22 protein-coding genes are annotated in these 22333 nt (G+C 64.1%); 6 read left to right on the plus strand and 16 right to left on the minus strand.

Going from position 1 to position 22333, the window contains the following annotated elements:
• Positions 1-11: 11 nt before the first annotated feature.
• From miaB to dapA, 10 genes are all read right to left on the minus strand, one after another.
• Positions 12-1535 (minus strand): tRNA (N6-isopentenyl adenosine(37)-C2)-methylthiotransferase MiaB, encoded by a 1524-nt coding sequence (miaB, locus tag ABEA12_RS17160; protein ID WP_210101336.1) that lies wholly within the window; start codon positions 1533-1535, stop codon positions 12-14.
• Between the two features lie 53 nt (positions 1536-1588).
• Entirely contained in the window at positions 1589-2458 is an 870-nt protein-coding gene (locus ABEA12_RS17165; protein WP_345469065.1) for a regulatory protein RecX, read from the minus strand.
• Between the two features lie 4 nt (positions 2459-2462).
• The gene (gene recA, locus ABEA12_RS17170; protein ID WP_210101337.1) at positions 2463-3509 is read right to left on the minus strand and encodes a recombinase RecA; all 1047 of its coding nucleotides are present in this window, start codon (positions 3507-3509) and stop codon (positions 2463-2465) included.
• 202 nt (positions 3510-3711) lie between these two features.
• Positions 3712-3936, minus strand: coding sequence for a DUF3046 domain-containing protein (locus ABEA12_RS17175; RefSeq protein ID WP_210101338.1), 225 nt, complete (start codon positions 3934-3936; stop codon positions 3712-3714).
• Positions 3937-4079: 143 nt separating this feature from the next.
• On the minus strand, positions 4080-4511 hold the full coding sequence (locus ABEA12_RS17180; protein ID WP_210101339.1) for a helix-turn-helix domain-containing protein: 432 nt from the start codon (positions 4509-4511) through the stop codon (positions 4080-4082).
• A 201-nt stretch (positions 4512-4712) separates the two neighbouring features.
• Entirely contained in the window at positions 4713-5225 is a 513-nt protein-coding gene (locus ABEA12_RS17185) for a CinA family protein (protein WP_210101340.1), read from the minus strand.
• Positions 5226-5283: 58 nt separating this feature from the next.
• Complete coding sequence (pgsA, locus tag ABEA12_RS17190; protein ID WP_210101341.1) at positions 5284-5898, minus strand: CDP-diacylglycerol--glycerol-3-phosphate 3-phosphatidyltransferase; 615 nt, start codon at positions 5896-5898, stop codon at positions 5284-5286.
• 9 nt (positions 5899-5907) lie between these two features.
• Positions 5908-8796 carry an FtsK/SpoIIIE family DNA translocase gene (locus ABEA12_RS17195; RefSeq protein ID WP_210101342.1) on the minus strand — a complete coding sequence of 963 codons (2889 nt, stop codon included), beginning with the start codon at positions 8794-8796 and terminating at the stop codon, positions 5908-5910.
• A 120-nt stretch (positions 8797-8916) separates the two neighbouring features.
• Complete coding sequence (locus ABEA12_RS17200; protein ID WP_210101343.1) at positions 8917-10623, minus strand: ribonuclease J; 1707 nt, start codon at positions 10621-10623, stop codon at positions 8917-8919.
• Between the two features lie 15 nt (positions 10624-10638).
• Positions 10639-11556, minus strand: a complete 918-nt coding sequence (dapA, locus tag ABEA12_RS17205; protein ID WP_210101344.1) for a 4-hydroxy-tetrahydrodipicolinate synthase — start codon at positions 11554-11556, stop codon at positions 10639-10641.
• Between the two features lie 64 nt (positions 11557-11620).
• Between dapA and ABEA12_RS17210 the strand changes: the two genes are divergently transcribed.
• From ABEA12_RS17210 to ABEA12_RS17220, 3 genes are all read left to right on the plus strand, one after another.
• Positions 11621-12865 (plus strand): heparan-alpha-glucosaminide N-acetyltransferase domain-containing protein, encoded by a 1245-nt coding sequence (locus tag ABEA12_RS17210; RefSeq protein ID WP_210101345.1) that lies wholly within the window; start codon positions 11621-11623, stop codon positions 12863-12865.
• Positions 12866-12930: 65 nt separating this feature from the next.
• A complete protein-coding gene (locus ABEA12_RS17215) occupies positions 12931-13473 on the plus strand; it encodes a gluconokinase (protein WP_210101346.1) in 543 nt (180 codons plus the stop codon).
• Positions 13474-13484: 11 nt separating this feature from the next.
• Positions 13485-15008, plus strand: coding sequence for a GntT/GntP/DsdX family permease (locus ABEA12_RS17220; RefSeq protein ID WP_210101347.1), 1524 nt, complete (start codon positions 13485-13487; stop codon positions 15006-15008).
• A gap of 100 nt (positions 15009-15108) precedes the next feature.
• Here ABEA12_RS17220 and ABEA12_RS17225 read toward each other — a convergent pair whose 3' ends face one another.
• A complete protein-coding gene (locus ABEA12_RS17225) occupies positions 15109-15792 on the minus strand; it encodes a VOC family protein (RefSeq protein WP_210101348.1) in 684 nt (227 codons plus the stop codon).
• 367 nt (positions 15793-16159) lie between these two features.
• On the opposite strand from ABEA12_RS17225, the gene ABEA12_RS17230 reads away from it, so the two are divergent.
• Positions 16160-16423 (plus strand): SRPBCC family protein, encoded by a 264-nt coding sequence (locus ABEA12_RS17230; RefSeq protein ID WP_210101349.1) that lies wholly within the window; start codon positions 16160-16162, stop codon positions 16421-16423.
• 688 nt (positions 16424-17111) lie between these two features.
• On the opposite strand, the gene ABEA12_RS17235 is transcribed toward ABEA12_RS17230, so the two are convergent.
• Complete coding sequence (locus tag ABEA12_RS17235; protein WP_210101350.1) at positions 17112-17315, minus strand: hypothetical protein; 204 nt, start codon at positions 17313-17315, stop codon at positions 17112-17114.
• Positions 17316-17531: 216 nt separating this feature from the next.
• On the minus strand, positions 17532-17912 hold the full coding sequence (locus tag ABEA12_RS17240; protein WP_210101351.1) for a DUF952 domain-containing protein: 381 nt from the start codon (positions 17910-17912) through the stop codon (positions 17532-17534).
• Positions 17913-18040: 128 nt separating this feature from the next.
• On the opposite strand from ABEA12_RS17240, the gene ABEA12_RS17245 reads away from it, so the two are divergent.
• Positions 18041-18736, plus strand: a complete 696-nt coding sequence (locus ABEA12_RS17245; RefSeq protein ID WP_210101352.1) for an SDR family NAD(P)-dependent oxidoreductase — start codon at positions 18041-18043, stop codon at positions 18734-18736.
• 54 nt (positions 18737-18790) lie between these two features.
• Here the strand turns inward: ABEA12_RS17245 and ABEA12_RS17250 are convergent, their stop codons facing one another.
• The 3 genes from ABEA12_RS17250 to ABEA12_RS17260 all read right to left on the minus strand — a co-directional run bounded on the left by ABEA12_RS17250 (position 18791) and on the right by ABEA12_RS17260 (position 20933).
• Positions 18791-19237: a hypothetical protein gene (locus ABEA12_RS17250; protein ID WP_210101353.1), complete on the minus strand. Its 447-nt coding sequence runs from the start codon at positions 19235-19237 to the stop codon at positions 18791-18793.
• Positions 19238-19243: 6 nt separating this feature from the next.
• Positions 19244-20002, minus strand: coding sequence for a 4-hydroxy-tetrahydrodipicolinate reductase (gene dapB / locus ABEA12_RS17255; protein ID WP_210101354.1), 759 nt, complete (start codon positions 20000-20002; stop codon positions 19244-19246).
• Positions 20003-20162: 160 nt separating this feature from the next.
• Entirely contained in the window at positions 20163-20933 is a 771-nt protein-coding gene (locus ABEA12_RS17260; RefSeq protein ID WP_210101355.1) for a GntR family transcriptional regulator, read from the minus strand.
• Between the two features lie 394 nt (positions 20934-21327).
• On the opposite strand from ABEA12_RS17260, the gene ehuB reads away from it, so the two are divergent.
• On the plus strand, positions 21328-22248 hold the full coding sequence (gene ehuB, locus ABEA12_RS17265; RefSeq protein WP_210101356.1) for an ectoine/hydroxyectoine ABC transporter substrate-binding protein EhuB: 921 nt from the start codon (positions 21328-21330) through the stop codon (positions 22246-22248).
• Positions 22249-22333: the final 85 nt, after the last annotated feature.

The raw sequence follows: 22333 nt of genomic DNA on the forward strand, positions 1-22333 counted from the left end.
TCGACGGCGGCTTACTTGCGTGCCGGAAGCGTAGGCATGCCCAGCGAGACTCCGACCTTGGCCGAGGTCCCTGCCGTGCCGGTACCGCAGGAATCGGCCTGCGCGCGATCCCAGGCATCACCTGCGGCCGAACGCCGCACCGTGTACCGTCCAATCGAATCGGGGTCCGAGACTAGGTGGAAGGCCGCGGAACCGGTCACCGGCACGGTCACCAGGTCCCCTGGCCGCGGAGTTTCTCCGCCTTTGGGGATAGAGAAGTGAACCAGGCGCTGATCGGTGGAGCGCCCGGTGAGCCGCTGGGTCTGGGCTGCCTTGCGCCCTGCATGTTCGGTGACCAGCACTTCGACGGTGCGTCCGACCTGCTTGGCGTTCTCCTCGGCACAAATCCTGTCCTGCAATTCGGTCAGCCGCTCGTAGCGTTCCTGGACGACGGCCTTGGGCAGCTGGTCGGGCAGCTCGGCTGCCGGGGTGCCCGGGCGCTTGGAGTATTGGAAGGTGTAGGCACTGGAGAAACGCGAGGCTTCAACGACATCCAAGGTGGCTTGGAAGTCTTCTTCGGTTTCGCCGGGGAAACCCACGATGATGTCGGTGGTGATGGCCGCGTGCGGGATCAGTTCCCTGACCTTTTCCAGGATCCCCAGGAACTTCCGTGATCGGTAGGATCTGCGCATGTCCTTAAGTACCTTGTCCGAACCGGATTGCAGCGGCATGTGCAACTGGGGCATGACATTGTCGGTTTCAGCCATGGCTTCGATGACATCGTCGGTGAAAGCCGCCGGATGGGGGCTGGTGAAGCGCAGCCGTTCGAGTCCCTCGATCTTTCCACAGGCTCGCAGCAGCTTGCCGAAAGCCAACCGGTCGCCGAATTCTACTCCGTAGGAGTTCACGTTTTGGCCTAGCAGTGTCACTTCGATGACTCCATCGGCGACAAGGGCCTCGATTTCGGCGAGGATCTCACCGGGGCGCCGGTCGCGTTCCTTGCCTCGCAGCGAAGGGACGATGCAGAAGGTGCAGGTGTTGTTGCAGCCCACGGAGATAGACACCCATCCCGAATGCACCGAGTCGCGCTTGGTCGGCAACGTCGAGGGGAAGACCTCGAGGGACTCGAGGATCTCGAGCTGGGCTTCGTTGTTGTGCCGGGCACGCTCCAGCAGTGCCGGCAGCGACCCGATGTTGTGGGTTCCGAAGACCACGTCCACCCAGGGCGCCTTGCGCAGGATGGTCTCGCGGTCTTTCTGGGCCAGGCAGCCACCAACGGCGATCTGCATCCCAGGGCGCCCTTCCTTGATGTGGGCGAGCATGCCTAGATTTCCGTAAAGTTTGTTGTCGGCGTTTTCACGCACGGCGCAGGTATTGAAAACCACCACGTCGGCGACCTCGTCGCCGGGCCGTTCGGTCAGTCCGCTGTCTTCCAGCAACCCTGCCAGGCGCTCGGAATCGTGGACGTTCATCTGGCACCCGTAGGTCCGCACCTCATAGGTGCGTGTCGAATCGGCCAGTTCTTGCTTTTGGGGAATTGAAATGCTCGCAGTCACTCCTCAAGGGTACCTAATCACGGTAGCGGGATCGCCAAGACGACGATCGGGGTCTAGTGCTCCGCGTCCGGTCCGAAACGTTCGTCCCAGGCCTCGTTGACCAGACGGAAGGCCATGGAGGGCGCGTAACCCTTGCGGGCGAGCATTCCCACCAGCCTTCTGACGCTCTTCTCCTTGTCGACCCACATCGAGGGAGCCCTGAGCTTGCGTTCGAGAAGCTCGCGGGCGGTGGCTTCCTCACTGTCATCGTCGAGCTGCTCGAGTGCGGTTTCGGCCATGTCCCCATCGATGCCCTTCTCGCGCAATTCGCGGCGGATCGCCGAGCGTGCCAACCCGCGGCTGCGTGCACGGGCGCGTACCCAGCCTTCGGCGAATGCCTCGTCGTCCACGAGCAGGATCTCCTCGAAGCGTTCAAGCAGTTCCTCAGCGATGTGCTCGGGAATTTCCTTTTCCAACAGCTTGGTCTTCAATTGCGCACGGCTCTTCGAGGAAGCGGTGAGCTGGCGCAGCAATATTGCCCGCCCCTTGGTGGCGTATTCCTCATCGCTCAGCTCGACGGGGTCGGCGGGCACCTTGGGCTTAGTGCTGCGGGCCCGCGGGGGCCTCTCCGCAGACCGTTTGGTGCTTGATCGTGGGCTGCTGCCCCACTGGCTCCGACCGCGCGAGCCGGATTCGCGCTTCGTACTGCGAGCCGGGATGTGTCCTGCACGCCCCGAGCGTTCCCCGAAGGCCTGCTTGGCATCGAGAGGCCCCGGCGACTCCTCCGGGGTTGGCGCTTCCGCGGCCACCTCGGCGTCGGCCCAGGCCGGCATGGCAGTGGGGTCACCCCAACCGGAATTGCCATCAACCGGAAACGACCAAAGCGGCCGTCCGGTCCCTTGCGGGGAACCGGACGAACCGCCTTGGCCTTTGGTGGTACTCACTGGATTAAGATCCCTCGACCACGCGCAACGTATCCCCGCCGTCTACCTCGGGCTCTTGGTTGATTCCAAGCTTCTCGAGGATCTGGCGTTCGAGCTCGTTGGCCAAATCCGGGTTGTCGCGCAGGAACTTGCGTGCGTTTTCCTTGCCCTGGCCTAGTTGGTCACCGTCATAGGTGAACCAAGCACCGGACTTCTTCACCAGGTTGTTATCCACGCCGATATCGATGAGGCTGCCTTCGCGCGAAATTCCGTGGCCGTAGATGATATCGAATTCGGCCTGCTTGAACGGCGGTGCCATCTTGTTCTTCACGATTTTGGCACGTGTGCGGTTGCCGACCGCGTTGGTGCCTTCCTTCAGTGTTTCGATCCGGCGCACATCGATACGCACCGAGGCATAGAACTTCAGGGCTTTGCCGCCCGTGGTGGTTTCCGGGCTGCCGAAGAAAACACCGATCTTCTCGCGCAGCTGGTTGATGAAGACCGCGGTGGTGTTGGTCTGCGAGAGACGTCCGGCGATCTTGCGCAACGCCTGGCTCATCAAACGGGCCTGAAGACCAACGTGGCTGTCGCCCATTTCGCCTTCGATTTCGGCGCGTGGCACCAGTGCTGCCACGGAGTCGATCACAATGATGTCGACCGACCCGGAACCCACAAGCATGTCCATGATTTCCAGGGCTTGCTCGCCGGTATCGGGCTGGGAGACCAACAATGCGTCGGTGTCGACGCCGAGCTTCTTGGCGTATTCGGGATCAAGGGCGTGCTCGGCATCGATGAATGCGGCGATGCCGCCGAGCTTCTGTGCGCTGGCGACGGCGTGCAGGGCCAACGTTGTCTTACCCGAGGACTCGGGTCCGTAGATCTCCACGACGCGGCCGCGTGGCAGCCCGCCTATGCCCAAAGCGATGTCCAGGGCCACCGAGCCGGTAGGAATGGTGGCAATCGGCGCCCGGGTGTCATCGCCCAATCGCATGATCGATCCCTTGCCGTACGCCTTGTCGATCTGCGCGAGTGCAGCTTCGAGGGCCTTTTCACGATTATTTGCGGCCATCATTCACCTCGGTTGTTTGAGGCCCTTGCGGGGCCGTTGCTCTTTGTCTGTTCCTGAGCGTACGACCGGTGGCCGACACTTTGGATTTCGGGCGCTCACACTGTGCATAACCCACAACAGACGCCGAACGAATCTTCACCTTGAACACTACACTCTTCCGAACAGATATTCGAACAGGGTCAGGGTTCGTTGCCAAGGAGGTTAGTTATTCGTCCTTGGCCGCAATGTCGCGGCCAAGCCAGCGCTCCGCGGGAACGTCCTGCATCTTGCACATCGCCCGCCACACCGCCCTCGGCGCGACACCCTTGTTCAAGGCCTCGGCAGCCGTCAGGCCCCCGACCTCGGAAAGCACCAAGGAGGTTGCCAATGTGCGGGAATAGCCCGCACCGAACTCATCGTCCATCAGACGCCAGAAATCACTCAATCGCACGTTGGCAATTGTGCCATAGGAACCTTGGGGCATTAAGCGCAAAAGCCCCGTGCCGGCTTCCTGGTCTCGAGGACCAGGAGTACGGGCATGGGGCCGATTGCGCGGAAACCAGGTACACCACTGGATATCCGGATGTCGTTGTGTTAGCGGCTGGGGGTCAGACGCTTGTCGAGTTCTACCGGGTAGTCGCCAGCGAATTCGCTGGTGAGGTCCACGGGGACCGTATCGGGGATGGTGATGCCTTCGGCGAGGGCGACGCGGTCACTGACTTCGCGGAGCATCAGTGAAAGCGGGACCTCAAGGGCTCCGCAAATCGAGGAGAGAAGTTCGGAAGAAGCTTCCTTTTGTCCACGCTCGACCTCGGAGAGATATCCGAGTGAGACGCGGGCGCTGTGGGAAACTTCGCGCAGGGTACGTCCTTGGCGTTGACGAACATCGCGAAGTACATCACCGATTTCGTGTCGAAGGACTACCATCTTGCGCTCCTCTTTACCTCGGCGGACCTCGCTCTGTAGGCCCACATCGCGCCAACGGACCACACCGTTTACCGATACTGGTTGTTTGACCGTGTGCATTGCCTTTGTTCTCCGGTCCTAATGCCTTGTGGGGCGTTCGGTGCGGGCTACAGTTTTGTGCCCGTCATGGGTTACAACTACCGATTGCCGTTTTTTGTTCCCCACGCCCCCACCTTAGCGATAAGCGGCGTTCGTTTTCCACAGCAACCGTGAATCGATGCGCAATGTTGTCACAAAACGATTCAATGCAACAATGCACCACTAAGCTGTGCGGTCGCTGGGTAATAGGTGTGAACCTAGCGAATCCAGTGCCGCGAGGGTGCTCAAGGCTCGGATCCCCGCCCGGTCCCCGGTAAAGCGGTGCTCGGTGAATCCGCTGTCGGTGGCCTTTGCGTATCCGATGAACACGGTGCCCACCTCCTTGCCGTCATGGGCTTCTGGTCCGGCGACCCCGGTTGCCGAGACCGCCAGGTCGGCGCCGCACGCCACCATGGCCCCGGCAGCCATTTGCCGCGCGACTTCCCCGTCGACGGATCCGTTGGTTTCCAGCAGACCCGGGTCCACACCCAGGACACCTGTTTTCACGGAGTTCGCGTAGCTGATGACCCCGCCATTGAGCACCGCCGAAGCGCCGGGCACCTCGGCGAGGGCTGCGGCGATCATTCCGGCGGTCAACGACTCCGCGGTGGCCAGGGTCACCTGCGCCGCGGTTGCGGAGGCGACGACGGCACGCGCCCGTGCCGCGCACTGGAGGGGAACCTGGGAACCGTTCATGGATGCTGGCCTTTCCTTGGTGTTTCGGTGACAGCCGGCTAGGACGGGTGCTTGGCGCCTAGCTGCGTTGGGTATCCCCGCTGGTGGCGGAGGCACGCAGCGCCCAGGCCTTGCTCAGATAGTCCAGGCCGGTGATTACGGTGATGGCCAGCGCCAGCAGCATCACGATGAACGCCACGACCCAGAGCCAGGAGAGGGTATGGGTCCAGGGCAGCAGGTAGAGCAGGATCGCTGCGGTCTGCAGCACCGTCTTGAGCTTGCCGCCGCGCGATGCGGCCATCACCCCGTAGCGGATGACCGCGAAGCGGATCAGCGTGATGCCCCACTCGCGCACCAGGATCACGGTGGTGATCCACCAGGGAAGCTCGCCCAGGATCGAGAACATCACCAGGGCCGAGCCGGTGAGCAGCTTGTCGGCGATCGGGTCCGCGATCTTGCCGAAGTTGGTGATCAGTCCGCGGCTGCGGGCCAGGTCCCCGTCAAGCTTGTCGGTATACATGGCCACGGCGAAGATCGCCACGGCCACCCAGCGCATCCACCCGTAGTGCGACTCGTCGGCGACCAAGGCCCAAATAAAGAACGGGACCATGATGATGCGCAGCGTGGTGAGCACGTTGGCAATGTTCAGGGTCGGGACGGGGGCAGCTGGCGGGTTCGCAGGGGTTTCAGTCACGTTACAAGGCTACCTTCCGGTAAGGTTCCAGGCGTCTTCCGACCCCGGATCCTCGGCGCCGTCGTTGTACCCCACGGCCTCCGTGTAGTTCTCTAGGTCCTCGGCGACCAGGTCGGTGCCGTAGTGGTTGGCGTTCGCGTTCTCCGCCAGCGCCGCCTCCTGCGCGGTGGGCACGGCCTCGCCCGCACTTTCTTGGTCCCCGCGCATTGCCGCGAGCACCTCGGGCAGGTCATCGGGCTTGACCAGCACGTCGCGGGCCTTGGAACCCTCGGAGGGCCCCACGACGCCGCGGGATTCGAGCAGGTCCATGAGCCTCCCGGCTTTGGCGAAGCCCACACGCAACTTACGCTGGAGCATCGAGGTGGAACCGAACTGCGTGGTCACCACCAGTTCGGTGGCCTGCAGCAACAGCTCCAGGTCATCTCCGATGTCGTCGTCGATCTGCTTCTTGGGTGCCTCCACGGCGATGTCATGGCGGTATTCGGCCTTCAGCTGGCCCTTGACGTGTTCGACGACCGAGGCGATCTCGGACTCGGTGACCCAGGCACCCTGGACACGCATGGGCTTGGAGGTGCCCATCGGCAGGAACAGTGCGTCGCCCTGGCCCAGCAGCTTTTCCGCCCCGGGCTGGTCAAGCACCACGCGTGAATCGGTGACCGAGGAGGTGGCAAAGGCCATGCGCGAGGGCACGTTGGCCTTGATCAACCCGGTGACCACGTCCACGGACGGGCGCTGGGTGGCCAGCACCAAGTGGATGCCGGCGGCACGTGCGAGCTGGGTGATGCGCACGATCGAGTCCTCGACATCGCGCGGTGCGACCATCATCAGATCCGCGAGCTCGTCAACGATCACCAGCAGGTACGGGTAGGGCTTCATGATCCGCTTGGAGCCCTCGGGCGCAACGGCCTTGCCGTTGCGCACGCCCTTGTTGAAGTCATCGATGTGCTTGTACCCGAAGTTTGCCAGGTCGTCGTAGCGGGTGTCCATCTCCCGGACCACCCACTGCAGCGCCTCGGCGGCCTTCTTGGGGTTGGTGATGATCGGGGTGATCAGGTGGGGAACGCCCTCGTAGGCGGTGAGCTCCACGCGCTTGGGGTCCACCATCACCATCCGGACCTCGTCGGGGGTCGCACGCATCAAGATGGAGGTGATCATCGAGTTCACGAACGAGGATTTTCCCGCGCCGGTGGCACCTGCCACCAGCAGGTGGGGCATCTTGGCCAGGTTCGCCACGACGAAGCCGCCCTCGACGTCCTTGCCCACGCCCATGACCATCGGGTGTTCGGACTTGCGCGCGTTGTGGCTGCGCAGCACGTCGCCCAACACGACGATTTCCTTGTCAGCGTTGGGGATCTCGATGCCGATCGCACTCTTGCCCGGGATCGGGGAAAGGATGCGCACATCCGAGGAGGCCACTGCGTAGGAGATGTTCTTGGACAGGGCGGTCACGCGTTCGACCTTGGTGCCCGAGGCCAGTTCGATCTCATAGCGGGTGACCGTTGGCCCGCGGGAGAACCCGGTGACCTTGGCATCGACCTTGAACTGGTCAAGGGTGTCAGTCAGCGCGGCGACCACCGCGTCGTTGGCCGCGGAGCGTTCCTTCGAGGGCGGGCCCGCGGGCAGCAGGTCCGAGGCCGGGAGGGTGTAGGTTACGTCCCCGGAGAGCTGGAGCTGTTCGGTGCGTGCCGGGATCGGGGGCAGCGGGGCTGCCTGTGCCACCGGGGTGTGCGGGACAGCCATGGTGGCGTTGGCGTCATAGGAGGACAAATCGATGGCGCTCATGGCCTGGGTATCGACCTCGGGCTCGGTGCCCAGTCCAACGGCGTCCATGATGGCGGCCCGTTCGCGCTCGTCCTTGGTGGGGCGGCGCATCCCCGGGCGGATCGCCGGTTCCTCGTGGGCGGTGTCGACCCCCTCGGAGTACAGCTCCTCGGGATTCTCCCCCGGTGCCGGAGCCCGGGTGAAGTCGTCGGTGATCACTGCCTGGTCGTAGGCCACGTCCCGGGCGTACTCCTGGGAGTCCCTGGCAGCCTGTTCCTCGGCGTCACGGTCCTTGGAAAAGAGCCGCATCTTCTTGCGTGGCTTCTTGGCGGGTTTGGCCTCGTCGTAGAGGTAGGACTGGTCGTGGTCCGAGGATTCCAGGTCCACCCCGACGCTGTACGTGTCCTGCGGGGATTGTCCCATGAGCTTCTCGTAGCCCTCGCGGAAACGCGCGGGGATGTGCCGGAACGGGGTGGCGGTGAGAATCATCAGGCTCAGCAGGGCCAGGGCGATCATGACCACCAGAGCGCCGGGGCCGGTGATCAGCCCGGCCAGCGGAACCGTTGCAAGTGCCCCGAGCATCCCTCCGGCGGCCCAGAGCTGATCGAAGGGCGCGGCGATGCCGGGCAGTCCCCCGGCGACGTGGCAGATCCCTGATCCGGCGATCGAGGCAAGGGCCAGGCCGATGCCCACGCGGTTGTTCGCTCGGTGTTCCTCGGGCCAGCGAAAGAGCCTGATAGCGCCGATGAGCAGGATCGGTGGCATCAAGGTGGCCATGAACCCGAAGGTCCCCCCGGCAACCGAATGCACGAACCCTCCAAACCAGCCGACCCCGCGCAATCCCCACCACTCCACCGAGGCAATGATGATGGCGATAATGACCAGGAAGAGCCCGGTGCCGTCGCGGCGCACCTCGTAGGGCGGGTGCACGTCGCGTCCGATCTTGCGGAACGCCCCGGCAACGACGCGGGCGATGCCCATCCAGGCGGCGCGCACCATGCGCACCGGCAACGGGAAGTCGTGTTGGATCGGTGCGGGGGTTGCCTTGGTGCTGCGGGTGGTCTTGGAAGTGCCCCCGGAGCCGCCCGCGGAACGGCCCGAAGCCTTGGGTTTCTTGGAGGGAGTACTGGTGGCCATAGCACCTAGGTTACAGGGAAGCCGCGCCCGCAGCCCGGATTTACACGCAAGAGGGCCCCCGGTGCACCGTGCCAAGGGCACGGAACGACGGGGGCCCTCAAGGTGTTGTGAGCTATCTGACTAAGCCTCGAGCACTACCGGGACGATCATCGGCTTGCGGCGCAGCTTGCGCGAAACCCATGAACCGATCACCCGGCGCACGACCTGCTGCAGCTGCGCGGAGGTGTGCGCCGGGTTGTTGCGCACGGCCTCCTCGATGGCCTGGGCGATCTTCGGCTTGATCTCGTCAAAGACCGAGTCGTCCTCGGCCACGCCGCGGGCGTGGATCTCCGGTCCGGAGATCAGCTGGCCGGTCTGGCGGTTGATCACCGAGATCACCGAGATGAAGCCCTCCTCGGCCAGGGTGACGCGGTCCTTGAGGTCCTCGTCGGTGATGGTGCCGACCTTGGAGCCATCGACGTAGACGAACCCGCAGTCGACCTGGCCCACCAACTTGGCCACGCCGTCCTTGAGGTCAACGACCGAGCCGTCCTCGGTGAGCAGCACGTTCTCGGCAGGGACGCCTGACTGGGCGGCCAGGCGCGCGTTGGCGATCAGGTGGCGGGTTTCCCCGTGCACCGGCATCACGTTCAGCGGCTGGACGATGTTGTAGCAGTAGAGCAGCTCGCCGGCCGAGGCGTGCCCGGAGACGTGCACCTTGGCCATGCCCTTGTGGATCACGTCCGCGCCCAGGCGCATCAGCCCGTTGATCACGCGGAACACCGAGTTCTCGTTGCCCGGGATCAGCGAGGACGCCAAGATGACGGTGTCGCCTGGGCCGACCTGGATGCGGTGGTCGCCGGTGGCCATGCGCGAGAGCGCAGCCATTGGCTCGCCCTGCGAACCGGTGGACATCAGCACCACCTTGTTGTCCGGCAGCTTGTCCACGTTCTTCATGTCCACCAGGATCCCGGCGGGGATGTGCAGGTAGCCAAGCTTCTCGGCGATCGTCATGTTGCGCACCATCGAGCGGCCGATGAAGGCGACCTTGCGGCCGTGGACCTGGGCGGCGTCGATGACCTGCTGCACGCGGTGCATGTGCGAGGAGAAGGAGGCGACGATGATGCGCTTGCGCGCCTGGCCGAAGAGGCCCTCGAGCACCGGGCCGATTTCCTTTTCCGCGGTGGTGAAGCCGGGGACGTCCGCGTTGGTGGAGTCGGTCATGAACAGATCCACGCCCTCGTCCGCCAGGCGGGCGAAGTGGCGCAGGTCGGTGATGCGGCCATCCAGGGGCAGCTGGTCCATCTTGAAGTCACCGGTGTGTAGCACGGAGCCGGCACTGGTGCGGATGAAGACGGCAAGCGCGTCCGGGATCGAGTGGTTCACTGCCACATATTCGGTCTCGAACGGGCCGAATGTCTCGACGTCGCCCTCGGCTACCTGGCGCAGCACCGGCTTGATGCGGTGCTCCTCCAGCTTCGCCGAGATCAGCGCGAGGGTCAGGCGCGAGCCGATCAGCGGGATGTCCGCGCGCAGTCGCAGAAGGTACGGTACGGCACCGATGTGGTCCTCGTGGCCGTGGGTGAGCACGACGCCGACGATGTCATCGAGGCGGTCCTTGATGTAGCTGAAATCGGGCAGGATAACGTCCACGCCGGGCTGGTGCTCCTCGGGGAAGAGCAGCCCGCAGTCGACGATCAGCAATTTGCCGTCGATTTCGAAGACGGCCATGTTCCGCCCGATCTCACCCAGGCCACCGAGCGGCACGATGCGCAGGGTTCCCTTGTCAAGCTTCGGCGGAAGGTTGTGCAGCACCGTATCGGTGCCCACGTTGGAGGAATCGGTCATGAATTACTTACCTTTCTAGAGCTCCCATCCGCCCTCGCGCAAATCGGTGCGGATGGATTCGAGTTCCGTTTCCGACGGTGCCACAAGCGGCAGCCGGACCACGGTGTTCGGCAGGACACCCTGCCAGTGAAGTATGTGTTTTGCCGTCACGGCGCCCTGGGCATGGCCCATCACGGCGCGCTGGATCGGGTCGAGTTCGAAGTGCGTGGCCCGTGCGGTGGCCAGGTCCCCGGCGAGCATCGCGTCGACCAGGGTGCGGTACTTGGCGGCGGCAACGTGTGCGCTCACCGAGACCACGCCGACCGCGCCCGCGGCCATCAGCGGCAGGGTCAGTCCGTCATCGCCGGAGTACACGTCCAGGTCGGTGTTAGCCAGCACGGTGGTAGTCGACTGGTAGTCGGCCTTGGCATCCTTCAGTGCGACGACCAGAGGGTTCTTGGCAAGGGCGATGATCGTTTCCGGTGCCATGGCAATGCCGGCGCGTCCGGGGATGTCATAGAGCATCACCGGCAGCTGCACTGCATCGATGATTGCCTCGACGTGGGCAATGACACCTGCCTGGGAAGGCTTGTTGTAGTACGGGGCGGTGACAAGGATGCCGTGGACCCCTGCGTCCTTCGCGGCGAGGGAAAGCCTGATCGAGTGCGCGGTGTCATTGGTGGTGGAACCGGCCAAGACCTTGGCACGATCCCCGACCGCCTTGACCACGGTGGCGAACATCTCAACGTTTTCCGGGTCGGTCAATGTCGAGGTCTCCCCCGTGGTTCCGGTGACGACCAGCCCGTCGCAGCCCTCGTCGACAAGCTTGTTGGCCAGCTTCGCGGCCGAGACATAGTCGACCTCCCCGTTGTCCTTGAAAGGGGTCACCATGGCGGTGAGCACGGTTCCGAAGGTGTGGTTCTTGCCCGGGGTATGCAACGCAGTTTCAGCCATGACACCAACGTTACACTTTGAGCGCACCAAGGGATGATTCCTCCTGTGCATTTAGGCTGTAAAGATGACGCATTTCTCCTCCCCCGTTGCCGGCGCACGGAGCGCCCCCGGGGCCGGAAGCGGCATCGGCACCCGCCTCGCCGGGGTCGACGCAGCACGCGGGATCGCGCTCCTGGGCATGATTGCGGTGCACATCGTGCCCCTTGCTCTCACCACCGAAGCCGGGGAAACGGAATCCACGTGGGCGGCCGAGCTTTTTGCCGGGAGGTCCTCCGCGCTGTTCGTACTGCTGTCCGGGGTCGGGCTCGGCCTGCTTTCCGGCGGCCAATCGCGGCTTGGCGGTGCCGGGTTGGCGCAGGTGCGCCGCTCGGTGGCCGTGCGGGCGTTGCTGGTCTTCGTGCTGGGATTGGGGTTGGGGCTGCTGGAGACCCATGTGGCGGTGATCCTGGTGCACTACGGACTGCTGTTCATCTTCGCGATCCCTTTCCTTGGCGCCGGTGCCCGCACCCTGGGGTTCTGGGCCGCCGGCTGGCTGCTGCTCTCCCCGCTGGCCCTCTACCTGCTGCGCCCCTGGCTCGTCGGGTCGATGGAGCTGTTCCGGCTGGGCGCCTCCCCGCTGCCCCAGGATCTGGCAACCCCCTCGGTGTTCCTCGCCGATGTGTTCGTCACCGGCTACTACCCGCTGGTGATCTGGTTCGGTTTCATCCTGGCCGGGCTGTGCGTGGGCCGCCTGGCGCTGGGGCGCCGGCCGGTCGCCCTGGCGTTGGCGGTGGGCGGCACAGGGCTCGCGGTTAGCACAAAGCTGCTCTCTGGATGGCTGCTGGCCTCCGAAGGCGCGCTGAAGTCCTTGGCCTTGGCGACCGGGGCCCCGTCCCGGGAGCTCTCGGTGGGGTTGGTGACGGGGCAGGGGCTTGAGGGGGCCATGGACACCCCCTGGTTCCTCGGGGTTTCGGCGCCGCATTCCGGTGCCCCGTTTGATGCATTGCATGTGACCGGCTGCGCACTGGCGGCCCTTGGCGCCGCACAGCTGCTGTGCATGGCGCTGACCGCGTTGCTCTCCAAAGCCGGGGAGGTGCTGCTGTGGCCGTTGACCGGCGCCGGCGCGGCAACGCTCACCCTCTATGCCGGACATCTGGTGGCACTTGACCTGTTGAGCGAGGTGAGCGCGGATGCCGCGGACATCACGGTGTTCATCGGATACTGCGTTGCCTGCCTGGTGTTCGGGCTCGTGGTGAAGATCACGGGCCGGCGCGGACCGTTGGAAGCATTGGTACATTCGACCTCCCGGACGCTGGGGCGCAGCACGTAGCGCCCGGGAAAAAACTCCGGGAAACAGCTGCTGACTTTGGCGGCCCGCGGTGCCATCATGGGCATATGGGCGACACGGGCGCGGCAGCTGCAGACGATCCACGGGTATTGGTTCTCATGGGGGTCTCAAGCAGCGGCAAGACCACTGTTGCCAAATTGCTGGCAAAGCACCTGGGCTGGGACTACGAAGAGGGCGACGAGCTTCACCCGCAATCAAACGTGGACAAGATGCATGCCGGGCACCCGCTGACCGACGAGGACCGTTGGCCATGGCTGGAAAAAGTCGCCGATTGGATCGAAAAGGAAACCGACGCCGGGAAGAACGGCATCATCACGTGTTCGGCGTTGAAGCGCTCCTATCGCGATGTGCTCGATCGCCGGGGTGCGGGAGTTCTTTTCGTCTACCTTGCGGGGTCCAGGAAGCTGATCGGGGAGCGCATGGCGGCCCGGCACGGGCATTTCATGCCCACAAGCCTGTTGGATAGCCAATTTGCCGACCTCGAGGAACCCGCGCGGGACGAACCTTCGATGGAGATCGACATCGGTCCCTCGCCGGAACAAATCACCCAAGCCATCATCGATGAACTGGGACTGGATACCCGTACCTGAACGGAAGAACCATGTATACCTTGAGCATGGCCGTTGGCATCCTCGCCGATACGACCACAGACAAAATGAACGAACCGTGGGACTCACACGACACCTTGGTGATCATCGTCGCTGCCCTGGGCATCGCGCTGGTGGTCGTCTTGATCATCTGGGCCAAGATGCACGCTTTCCTGGCCTTGACCATCGCCGCATTGCTGGTCGGGATCTTTTCCGGCATCCCGCTGGATACCGTCACCAAGTCCTACGAGACCGGGGTCGGCGGCGTCCTGGGGTACGTCGGGGTGCTGATCGCGTTGGGGGCAATGCTGGGCAAGCTGCTCGGCGACTCCGGCGGCGCCGACAAGATCGTTGACACCTTGCTGCATGGCAGCAAGGCCTCCCTTCCGTGGAAGATGGCGTTGATCGCCGGAATCATCGGGATCCCGATGTTCTTCGAGGTCGGGTTGGTCCTCCTGGTGCCGGTCATCATGCTTGCCGTCCACCGGTCCAAGGGTCCGGCCATGTTGCTGGCCATCCCGGCGTTGGCTGGCCTGTCCGTCCTGCACGGCTTCATCCCCCCGCACCCCGGCCCGGTGGCGGCTGTCGGGATCCTGCATGCGGACATCGGCATCACCTTGGCACTTGGCTTGTTGATTGCCGTCCCGACGGTGGCGATCGCCGGTCCGCTTTTCAGCCACCTTGCGGCCCGCTGGGTACCGATCGGTCCCGCCGGTGCGGGGCTCTCCTTCGTGGGCGCCGCCGCCGCCGGCACCGCCTCGGATGAACAACGATCCACGGGAGGAACCACCACCACGGCGGGCAAGCACCATACCGGCGCCACCTCTGGATCCGGGCATCCCGCCGGCGCCAAGGACCCGGAGGCAAAACGCGTGCCCTCGTTCGGGTGGACACTGTTCACGGTGCTCTCCCCGGTGGTGCTGATGCTGCTCAAGGCGGCGGCGGACTTGTGGCTCGATCAGGACAGCTCCCTGTACAAGGTGCTGAACATCATCGGAGACCCGGTGGTGGCCCTGTTGATCGCGGTGTTGCTGGCCATGGTCACCTTCGGTACGGCCGTTGGCTTCAGTGCCAAGGCCCTGGGCAAGAAGATCGGCGAAAGCCTGCTTCCCATCGTGGGTGTCATGCTCATCGTGGGTGCCGGCGGCGGATTCAAGCAGGTCCTCGTCGATGGGGGCACCGGCCTGGCGATCAGGAAGGTCGCCGTGGCGTTGAGCCTTTCCGCGTTGGTGCTGGGTTGGATCGTTGCGGTGCTGATCCGCGTGTCGACCGGTTCGGCGACCGTTGCCACGGTCACGGCCGCGGGCATCGTCGCCCCGCTGGCCGCCGGCTTGCCGCCAGCCCAACTGGCCTTGGTGGTCCTGTCCGTCGGGGCCGGTTCGTTGTTCTTCTCCCACGTGAACGATGCGGGGTTCTGGCTGGTCAAGGAGTACTTCGGGATGACCATCTGGGAGACGATCAAGACCTGGTCGGTGATGGAAACCCTGATTTCAGTGATCGGCCTGCTGCTGACGATGTTGCTGGCGGTCTTTGTCTAGCTTTTGCAACCGCGAAGTACTGAACCAGGCTCCGGCCAGCAACCATGTTCCTGATTCGTGGGATGCCTTGGAGTCCACGGTGGGGGGTGCAGGTTTCGCTTTAGTGTGTGCCCTGGACCGTGGTGATGGATATTGCCGGGGTTAGGTCCAACTGTGTGTTCTCGATTGCCGACTCGATGCCGACAGCCAGTCGGCCACTGGCGGCGCGCAGCGAGTCGGTGGGGAACCAGAGACGATCGGGCCGGACCAGGATCAGCAGGCCATCATGGTTTCCCACCGGAGCGAAGGTTTCGTCGTGGTCGAAGAACTGCGGTAGTCCCAGTTCGGTCGATAGCCGCTCAGCCGCTGAGGGCACGTCGGCAACGGCGATTCCGATTTCGCTGATCGAGAGGATGAGCGGGTTTTCCTGGTCGCCGGTTTCGAGATTGGCGTCTGCATCGCGGGCGATGAACTCCAAAATGATGTCTTCCGGTCCCAAAAAATATACAGATCGTGAGTCCCACCCGCCTGAGCCGGCAAAGGTCTCCTGGCCGTTTTTCGCAAGCAGAGGGACCCGCGCACCGAGCCAGGCGTGCGCCCTCTCGAACTCCGAGGGCAGGATTCCAAAGGCCAGATGGTGCACGCCGTTAAACGCGTCTCCTTGGGTCAACGACAATCGGCTCGAGCCGGCGGAAACCACTGCATGATCCGTGTCCTGATCGACAGGCATTCCCAAGACGTCGCGGTAGAACCTCACGGCCCCAGCGAGATCGTGAACCGTGAGCGCGACGTTCAGAATCTTCATGACTGCACCTTCAGCGTTGATCGGGACCAGGCTCCCCCCGACGATGAACCGGAGAGCCGGAGATGTGCCCTCCACGGTACGTGCAACCCATCCAAACATCGAGCTCCGTCCCGGGACGAAATGATTCGTGGCCGAGGTGTCCGGGAAACTGCGCCCTTGGCGCAACGGTGGTCCTCCGGCCAAACGTTTCGCCACCGTGCAGGGCGTTATCGAGCCGGCCTCCCCCGGCACCGGCATGACACCCAATAGGCCTGCCCGGATCGCGGGGCCGGCCCCAAATCGCCGTGAAGTGCGCTAGCCTGCGGTCACGCCCCTGATCAGCCGTTCCATCCAGACAGCGGCTGACAGCGTATCCATAGGCTGGTCCATGCCAGTACCCCCGGACCGGCTCTGGTGGGGCCTCACCAACCCAAGCGCACTGCCCCACTGGATGGGAATCCTCACGTCGGGATCGTTCGTCGCCGGCAATTGCGCAACCATCGAGCACGCGGATGAGTATTCCTGCGTGAGCCGGATCTTGGAATGCGAACCGGAAAAACTGCTGGGCACGACGTGCATGTTCCTGGACGAACCGCTCTCGCAGGTGCGGATCGAGCTCACCGGGGATGGCGATGAACCGGGTTGCTGCTGATGCATGACGGGCTCGGTGGCGAGGCGGCGAACTACTAGCCCGGCTGGCGTACCCACCTCTTGTATTTGGAAGGGCTTCTCTTGGGCCAACCACGTCCCCTCGCCGAGTTCTGGTCAACGTACCAGGAGCTTGCCGACGCGTGAGTCGACCGGACCCCCCTTCTTCAACGGCGGCAAGCCAAAGGAGTCCAGAGCCGGCATCCCACCGGATCGGGTCCGGTGGAGTGGTCCGCTGGGCCGCGGGACCGGGAGTGGCTCAGCTGCCTGGGTTCTTGGGGAACTAGGCCAGGGCGGATCCGAGGCGTGCTTGCACGCCAGCATCCAAATCCACCAGCGCCGAATCGATGTGGTTGGTTGAATTGGACGTCGCCCCTTGCCAATCGGACTTCATCACCAACATCTCCACTCACCAGAATGTGTTCCCGGCCCGGCCATCGACTTCCAGGACCACTTTCACGGCTTCGCCCTATCCCCACGAATTCTGAACTGCCTCGGTCCCCTGCCGCACGAAGGCAGCGGGAACTATGTGCAACGCAGCGCCCTCGCTTAACTGGGTAAACCCCCGGCGGGGTTCATCCGTTGCCAGGAATTCCTTCGGCACCACGTGGGCGGCGTAGCTCGGGATCGGCTGGCCTGGCGGATCACGCAGCAACGGTTCTGCATCCGCCCGCACCTGTATGTCGGTGCCTTCAAGGTGGTCGACGTACCTGATATTCGCTCCACTGCTGCACGTAGGTTGGAAACCGGGTCAGCTGGAACAGGTGGATCACCGGGCCGTCCACGATCTTGAAGGCCAAGGTTGTTTGGATGGGATTGGAGGATAACCGGCGTACCAAGGCGCCGGCCTTCTGGTCGTCCAGGTAGAACGACTCGATCTCCGTGGTGTGTGCCATCTGGCCAAGCTAGCAGCCAGGGGTTCGGTGCCGTTGAACACTTCTGGGCCCGGCGCCAAGGTGACCGGGTGCCAAGGCGCTACACCTCCAAGGAACCGTTCCCGCTCCAGTCAGGCAACAACAACGTGGTTCCAAGGGCTGATGCCATCAGTATCCAGGTCGCGGAGGTGCTTCTGGCCCTCACCCATCGACACCGCGGTGATTCCGGAACCTGGGTCATGCGCGCTTCCCGGTTTCAGGGAAGAGTCCCGGGGAGACCAGCTGCGTTCCGTCCATGGTTGCCGGGTGGATCGCCCGGACCCAACCGATCTTCAGTTCGCCGTAGAGGTGCGGGAATTCCTCCCCGTCGCCCCCGTTCTCCCAACGGATCTGGGCCCCGGCATCGGCAATCGCGGCTTCATCAAGCTCCAGGACCACCAGCTGACCGGGATAGTCGGCATAGACCACGGAGGCAACCCTTCCCAGCTGCTCCGGCTCGGAGCAGTGGATGAAGCCGACCTCGGCGAGTGTCGCACCGCGCGTGGAACACCGGTACAGGCCTCCGACTTGGGCGGCTTCCCAATCCCAGAGTTCGGCCAGATGCAGGATTCGTCTCATCCGACCAGTGTATGCATAGGACCGGACCCATCGGTGCGGATCATTCGCCGGTGACGGAATTCAACCGATGCCTCGGGGCCTCGACCTTGCCATTGTGGTGATGTATGCCCGATTGGTACGCTTCGGCCATGACTGAGCTAAAGGGTGGCCACTGGATCGTTGTCGGCGCGACCGGAGGGCTTGGCACGGCCATATCCCGCCTTCTGGCCCGGGAAGGTGCCCGCCTCACCCTCTCGGGGCGGAACCCGGACAAGCTGGCGGCCTTGGCACGGGAGCTCGGTGAAGCCGTTGTCGCCACCATTGCAGCGGATCTCAGCGTCCCCTCGGGTCCGGCAGCCATCGCTTCCGCCGCACAGAGCGATACCGGGGTGGACGGAGTCCTCTATGCCGCCGGAGTCGTGGCCTTCGGCCCCCTGGGCGAGTTGGACGATGACACCTTTGACGAGGTGCTGTTGCTGGATTTCGTTGCCCCGGTGCGGTTGTTGCGCGAGATCTTGCCGCAGCTCAATGCCGGCTCGGTGGTGGTGCACCTCAGCGCCGTCGTCGCCGAGACACCCATGAAGAACATGGCCGTCTACTCGGCGGCCAAGGCTGCCTTGAGCGGATTCAGCACCGCCATGGGTGCTGAATTGCGCAGGCACAAGGTCCGCGTCCTTGATGTGCGCCCTCCACACACCGACACCGGCCTGCACACCCGCCCGGTTGCCGGACAGGCCCCGCCGTTGGGGACCGCGCATGGTGTTGAGGCGGTCGCCCAGCGAATCGTGGATGCCATCACTGACGGGGAGAAGGACCTGCCGGCAGCGGCCTTTGCGGATCTCTAGACCCGGCGGACGATTCGCCGCGACGGCAATCGGCTGGCAGAAGGGTTTGAAGCCCTATTTGAGACCCTGCTGGTAGAGTCCGATGGCCGTGCGCATCGATTCGCGGGCACGTCGTCGGTCCCCTGCCGCGTCGTAGGCCAGCGCGAGGCGGTGCCAGGACTTCCAGGAGGCTTCGTTGGCCTCGACCTCTTCCTTGTATTGCACGAAGTCCTCGTCCGCGGAGGCCTTGATGATGCGCCCCGACGGAGTGCGTGGCAGGTTATCCTCGGGCAGCAGGCCCTCGGATTCCAGGATGGATGCCATTTTTTGGGTGCGTGAGCCGAAGAGCACCTCGCGGATGAGGATCCACGCGCCAATCAACGGGATCACCAGGGCGGCTACACCGATGACCTTGGCGATCGGTTCCTCGGCGGTGATGAAGCGCGCCGCGGAGCCGAATGCCGCAACCAGGTAGAACACGAAGAGCAGCAGGATGGCGCCGACCCAGATCTTGGTTTTCATGCTTTTCTAGCGTCCCAACTCGAGGTAGCCGTCTAGGCCGTAGGTCAGACCCGGGCGCGAGGCAACGGTGCGCAGTCCCAGAAGCACCCCGGGCATGAAGGATGCACGGTCGTAGGAGTCGTGGCGCAGCGTGAGCTGCTCGCCGGTGCCCCCGAGCAGGACCTCCTGGTGGGCCACCAGGCCGCGCAGGCGCACGGAGTGAACGTGGATCCCGTCGATAACGGCGCCGCGGGCGCCCTCAATCTGGGTTTCGGTGGCATCCGGGCTTGGATCCATTCCGGCGCTGGCACGTTCAGCGGCAATGAGCTCCGCGGTGCGTACCGCGGTGCCCGATGGTGCGTCGACCTTGTTGGGGTGGTGGAGCTCGATGATTTCCACCGATTCGAAGTAGCGTGCCGCGGTGGCGGCGAACGCCGAGGCCAGCACCGAACCCAGGGCGAAGTTCGGGGCTATGAGCACGCCGGTGCCGGGGTTCTTTGCAAGCAGCGTGGCCAGCGATTCGCGCTTGGCCTCGTCCCACCCGGTGGTGCCGATGACGGCGTGCATCCGGTGTTCCACGGCAAACCGGACGTTGGTCTCGGTGCTCGATGGCACGGACAGGTCAACCACGTGGGTGGCGCCGACCTCCAGAAGCGTATCCAGGGAGTCACCGCGGCCCAGTGCTGCAACAAGTTCCATGTCCGTAGCCGTCTCGATGGCCTTGACGGCCTCGGCTCCCATTCGTCCCGATGCGCCCAGGACGGCGATTTTCAGTGGTGCACTCATGATTTCTAGAGTATCGGGAATTTGCCGTGCGCTTTGCGTCGGTGACGGTTTGGGCACCGATGGTCGCAGTGGTCTTCCTAACAGTGCTCCAGGGGACCAGCTGCGCTATGCCGTGAACGCGAAGCGGATTTCTTGCGTTGGCTCGGCTCCAGGACCGGGTTCAGCTCCCGATGGGTCCCAGTTCCGCTCCTGCCTCGTCCAGCGGGACCCTGGCCGTTGCGACCGGCTTGCCCAGGACTCCGGTCAGCCGGTCGACGGTGTCACTGAAGTGGCGTTCAAGCAGGTCGACGGCGCCGTTTCCGTCGCCCGCGAGCACGAGTTCCAGGCGTTCGCGATGCGAGAGGTGGACGTCGGTGCGAATGACGTAGCCGCCGGGTTTGCCAAGGCTGGCCAGGCGCGTCTCCATGACCAGCGTGGCCATGTACTTGGTCAGGTGCAGGTTGCCGGCGGCACGGACCGTCTCGGAGTGAAAGGCCAGGTCGGCGTCGCCGATGGAGCGGGGGGATTCAAGGGCTTCGGGGCCGGTGGAGAGCTTTTCGAGCCGGGTGAGTGCGGCTGTTGCCGCTTCCATCCGTTGCGAGCGTTCAGCGGCCCCGGGGAGTCCGGCGATGACCCGTATGGCGGTGCCCTCCACCATTAGTCGCGTCGCGTACAGCTCCTCTAGGTCACCCGGGCGGATGTCGGCAACGCTCAGGCCCTGGCCGGGGATGGCAATCAGCAGGCCGTCTTGGACGAGCCGCTGGGTGGATTCACGCAGTGAACCGCGGCTCACACCGAGTTGCTTGGCGGCCTCCGACTCCTGGATGGGGGCCCCGGGCATGAGCAGGCCCTCATAAATGGCGTTTCGCAGCTGGTGCGTAATCAGGTCGATCGTCGAGGAGCGTTGCACCCGAGCCATGCCTGTCGCCCAAGGCTGCTGACCGGTGATCATGGGTACTCCGTTCGTCGTGTTTCGGTGCTGCGATATCGGCTCCCAAGCCCCCTTTTGCCCTGCCCGCGGCCCCAATCGTAACTTAATCGTGACTTAGCCCGGGGGCGCTGGCAAATCGGTATAACGCCACGGTGGCGGTGGCTGCATTTTCCGTGTCATCTCGCGTGGTTCGAGCGGATGACCCAAGAGTTTTCCCACTTAGTCAACAATCCAACGTCCTGAAGGTCGGATTGTCAATTGGGCTTTTTGTGACTAGCGTGATCAGGACCATACGGATCAACACCCCACTCACAAACGGGTCGGGTCTGCCTCATCACGGTTTCCGCACCCCCGGGAGGGAGGCGGCGTACGTACTGGGCAGACTTGGCCATCGCACCTTCGAAAGAGGTTCACCATGAAGCTCAGCTTCCCGAAGAAGCCCCTGTTGGCCACAGGCGCAGTCCTTGCATCACTGGCACTCGCACTCAGTGGCTGCAGCGGATCGACAACCACTGAGCAAGAGGGAGGCTCCGCCGCACCCGCAGGCGACGGGAAGCTCCAGGCGCTGAAGGACAAGGGCTCCATCACCGTCTCGATCGCCGGCGAAGCCCCGTACTCCTACGAGGAAGGCGGCAAGGCCACCGGCGCCACCATCGCGCTGGCAGAAAAGATCTTCGGCGACATGGGCATCAAGGAAGTCAAAACGGTGCTGGTCGACTGGAACGGCCTGATCCCCGGGCTGACCGCCGGCCGCGCCGATGCAGTCAGTGCCGGCATGTCGATCCTCCCGGATCGCTGCGCCAACGCCGACTTTGCCAACCCGGAGATCATGTACACCACCGCGTTGATGACCCAGAAGGGCAACCCCAAGTCCCTGAGCGACCTGGACTCCGTGAAGAAGAAGATCGACGACGGGGAAAAGATCAAGCTAGCCGTCCTGGCCGGTGGCATCGAGGCCGGCTACGCCAAGTCGCTGGGACTGAAGGTGCAGTCCGTTCCGGATGCACAGACCGGCATGGACACCGTGGACAACGGCCGAGCCGACGCATTCGCCATGACAGCGATCTCACTGAACTTCATGGCGGAGCAGAACAAGGATGCCAACATCGAGGTCACCGACGCGTTCGTTCAGGACATCGACGGAAAGCCGCAGATCGGCGCCGGCGCCACCGTCTTCGCCCAGGGCGATGACGAACTGCGCGATGCCTACAACGAGGGCCTGGCGAAGATCACCGAGTCCGAGGAATCCTACCTGGACGTCGTCGGAGAATACGGCTTCACCGCCGAGAACCTTCCCCCGAAGGACCTGACCACCGAGGAACTCTGCAAGGGCTAATCGGCCTCAGTGATCTCGCCCGGACGGGCGGGGCGCCGGCAGCAACACCCCGGCCGGCGCCCCACGCGGGAACATCGCATTGAGC

Source organism: Paeniglutamicibacter antarcticus, assembly GCF_039544305.1.
GTDB classification, from domain to species: Bacteria; Actinomycetota; Actinomycetes; order Actinomycetales; family Micrococcaceae; genus Paeniglutamicibacter; species Paeniglutamicibacter antarcticus_C.

Coding starts and splice junctions, on each gene's coding strand:
- ehuB (WP_210101356.1), top strand. CDS start 21,328: ATGAAGCTCAGCTTCCCGAAGAAGCCCCTGTTGGCCACAGGCGCAGTC.
- dapA (WP_210101344.1), bottom strand. CDS start 11,556: ATGGCTGAAACTGCGTTGCATACCCCGGGCAAGAACCACACCTTCGGA.
- recA (WP_210101337.1), bottom strand. CDS start 3,509: ATGATGGCCGCAAATAATCGTGAAAAGGCCCTCGAAGCTGCACTCGCG.
- dapB (WP_210101354.1), bottom strand. CDS start 20,002: ATGAGTGCACCACTGAAAATCGCCGTCCTGGGCGCATCGGGACGAATG.
- ABEA12_RS17240 (WP_210101351.1), bottom strand. CDS start 17,912: ATGAGACGAATCCTGCATCTGGCCGAACTCTGGGATTGGGAAGCCGCC.
- ABEA12_RS17195 (WP_210101342.1), bottom strand. CDS start 8,796: ATGGCCACCAGTACTCCCTCCAAGAAACCCAAGGCTTCGGGCCGTTCC.
- ABEA12_RS17215 (WP_210101346.1), top strand. CDS start 12,931: ATGGGCGACACGGGCGCGGCAGCTGCAGACGATCCACGGGTATTGGTT.
- ABEA12_RS17210 (WP_210101345.1), top strand. CDS start 11,621: ATGACGCATTTCTCCTCCCCCGTTGCCGGCGCACGGAGCGCCCCCGGG.
- ABEA12_RS17180 (WP_210101339.1), bottom strand. CDS start 4,511: ATGCACACGGTCAAACAACCAGTATCGGTAAACGGTGTGGTCCGTTGG.
- ABEA12_RS17235 (WP_210101350.1), bottom strand. CDS start 17,315: ATGGCACACACCACGGAGATCGAGTCGTTCTACCTGGACGACCAGAAG.
- ABEA12_RS17250 (WP_210101353.1), bottom strand. CDS start 19,237: ATGAAAACCAAGATCTGGGTCGGCGCCATCCTGCTGCTCTTCGTGTTC.
- ABEA12_RS17230 (WP_210101349.1), top strand. CDS start 16,160: ATGCCAGTACCCCCGGACCGGCTCTGGTGGGGCCTCACCAACCCAAGC.
- ABEA12_RS17260 (WP_210101355.1), bottom strand. CDS start 20,933: ATGATCACCGGTCAGCAGCCTTGGGCGACAGGCATGGCTCGGGTGCAA.
- ABEA12_RS17185 (WP_210101340.1), bottom strand. CDS start 5,225: ATGAACGGTTCCCAGGTTCCCCTCCAGTGCGCGGCACGGGCGCGTGCC.
- ABEA12_RS17245 (WP_210101352.1), top strand. CDS start 18,041: ATGACTGAGCTAAAGGGTGGCCACTGGATCGTTGTCGGCGCGACCGGA.
- ABEA12_RS17220 (WP_210101347.1), top strand. CDS start 13,485: ATGTATACCTTGAGCATGGCCGTTGGCATCCTCGCCGATACGACCACA.
- ABEA12_RS17200 (WP_210101343.1), bottom strand. CDS start 10,623: ATGACCGATTCCTCCAACGTGGGCACCGATACGGTGCTGCACAACCTT.
- ABEA12_RS17225 (WP_210101348.1), bottom strand. CDS start 15,792: ATGAAGATTCTGAACGTCGCGCTCACGGTTCACGATCTCGCTGGGGCC.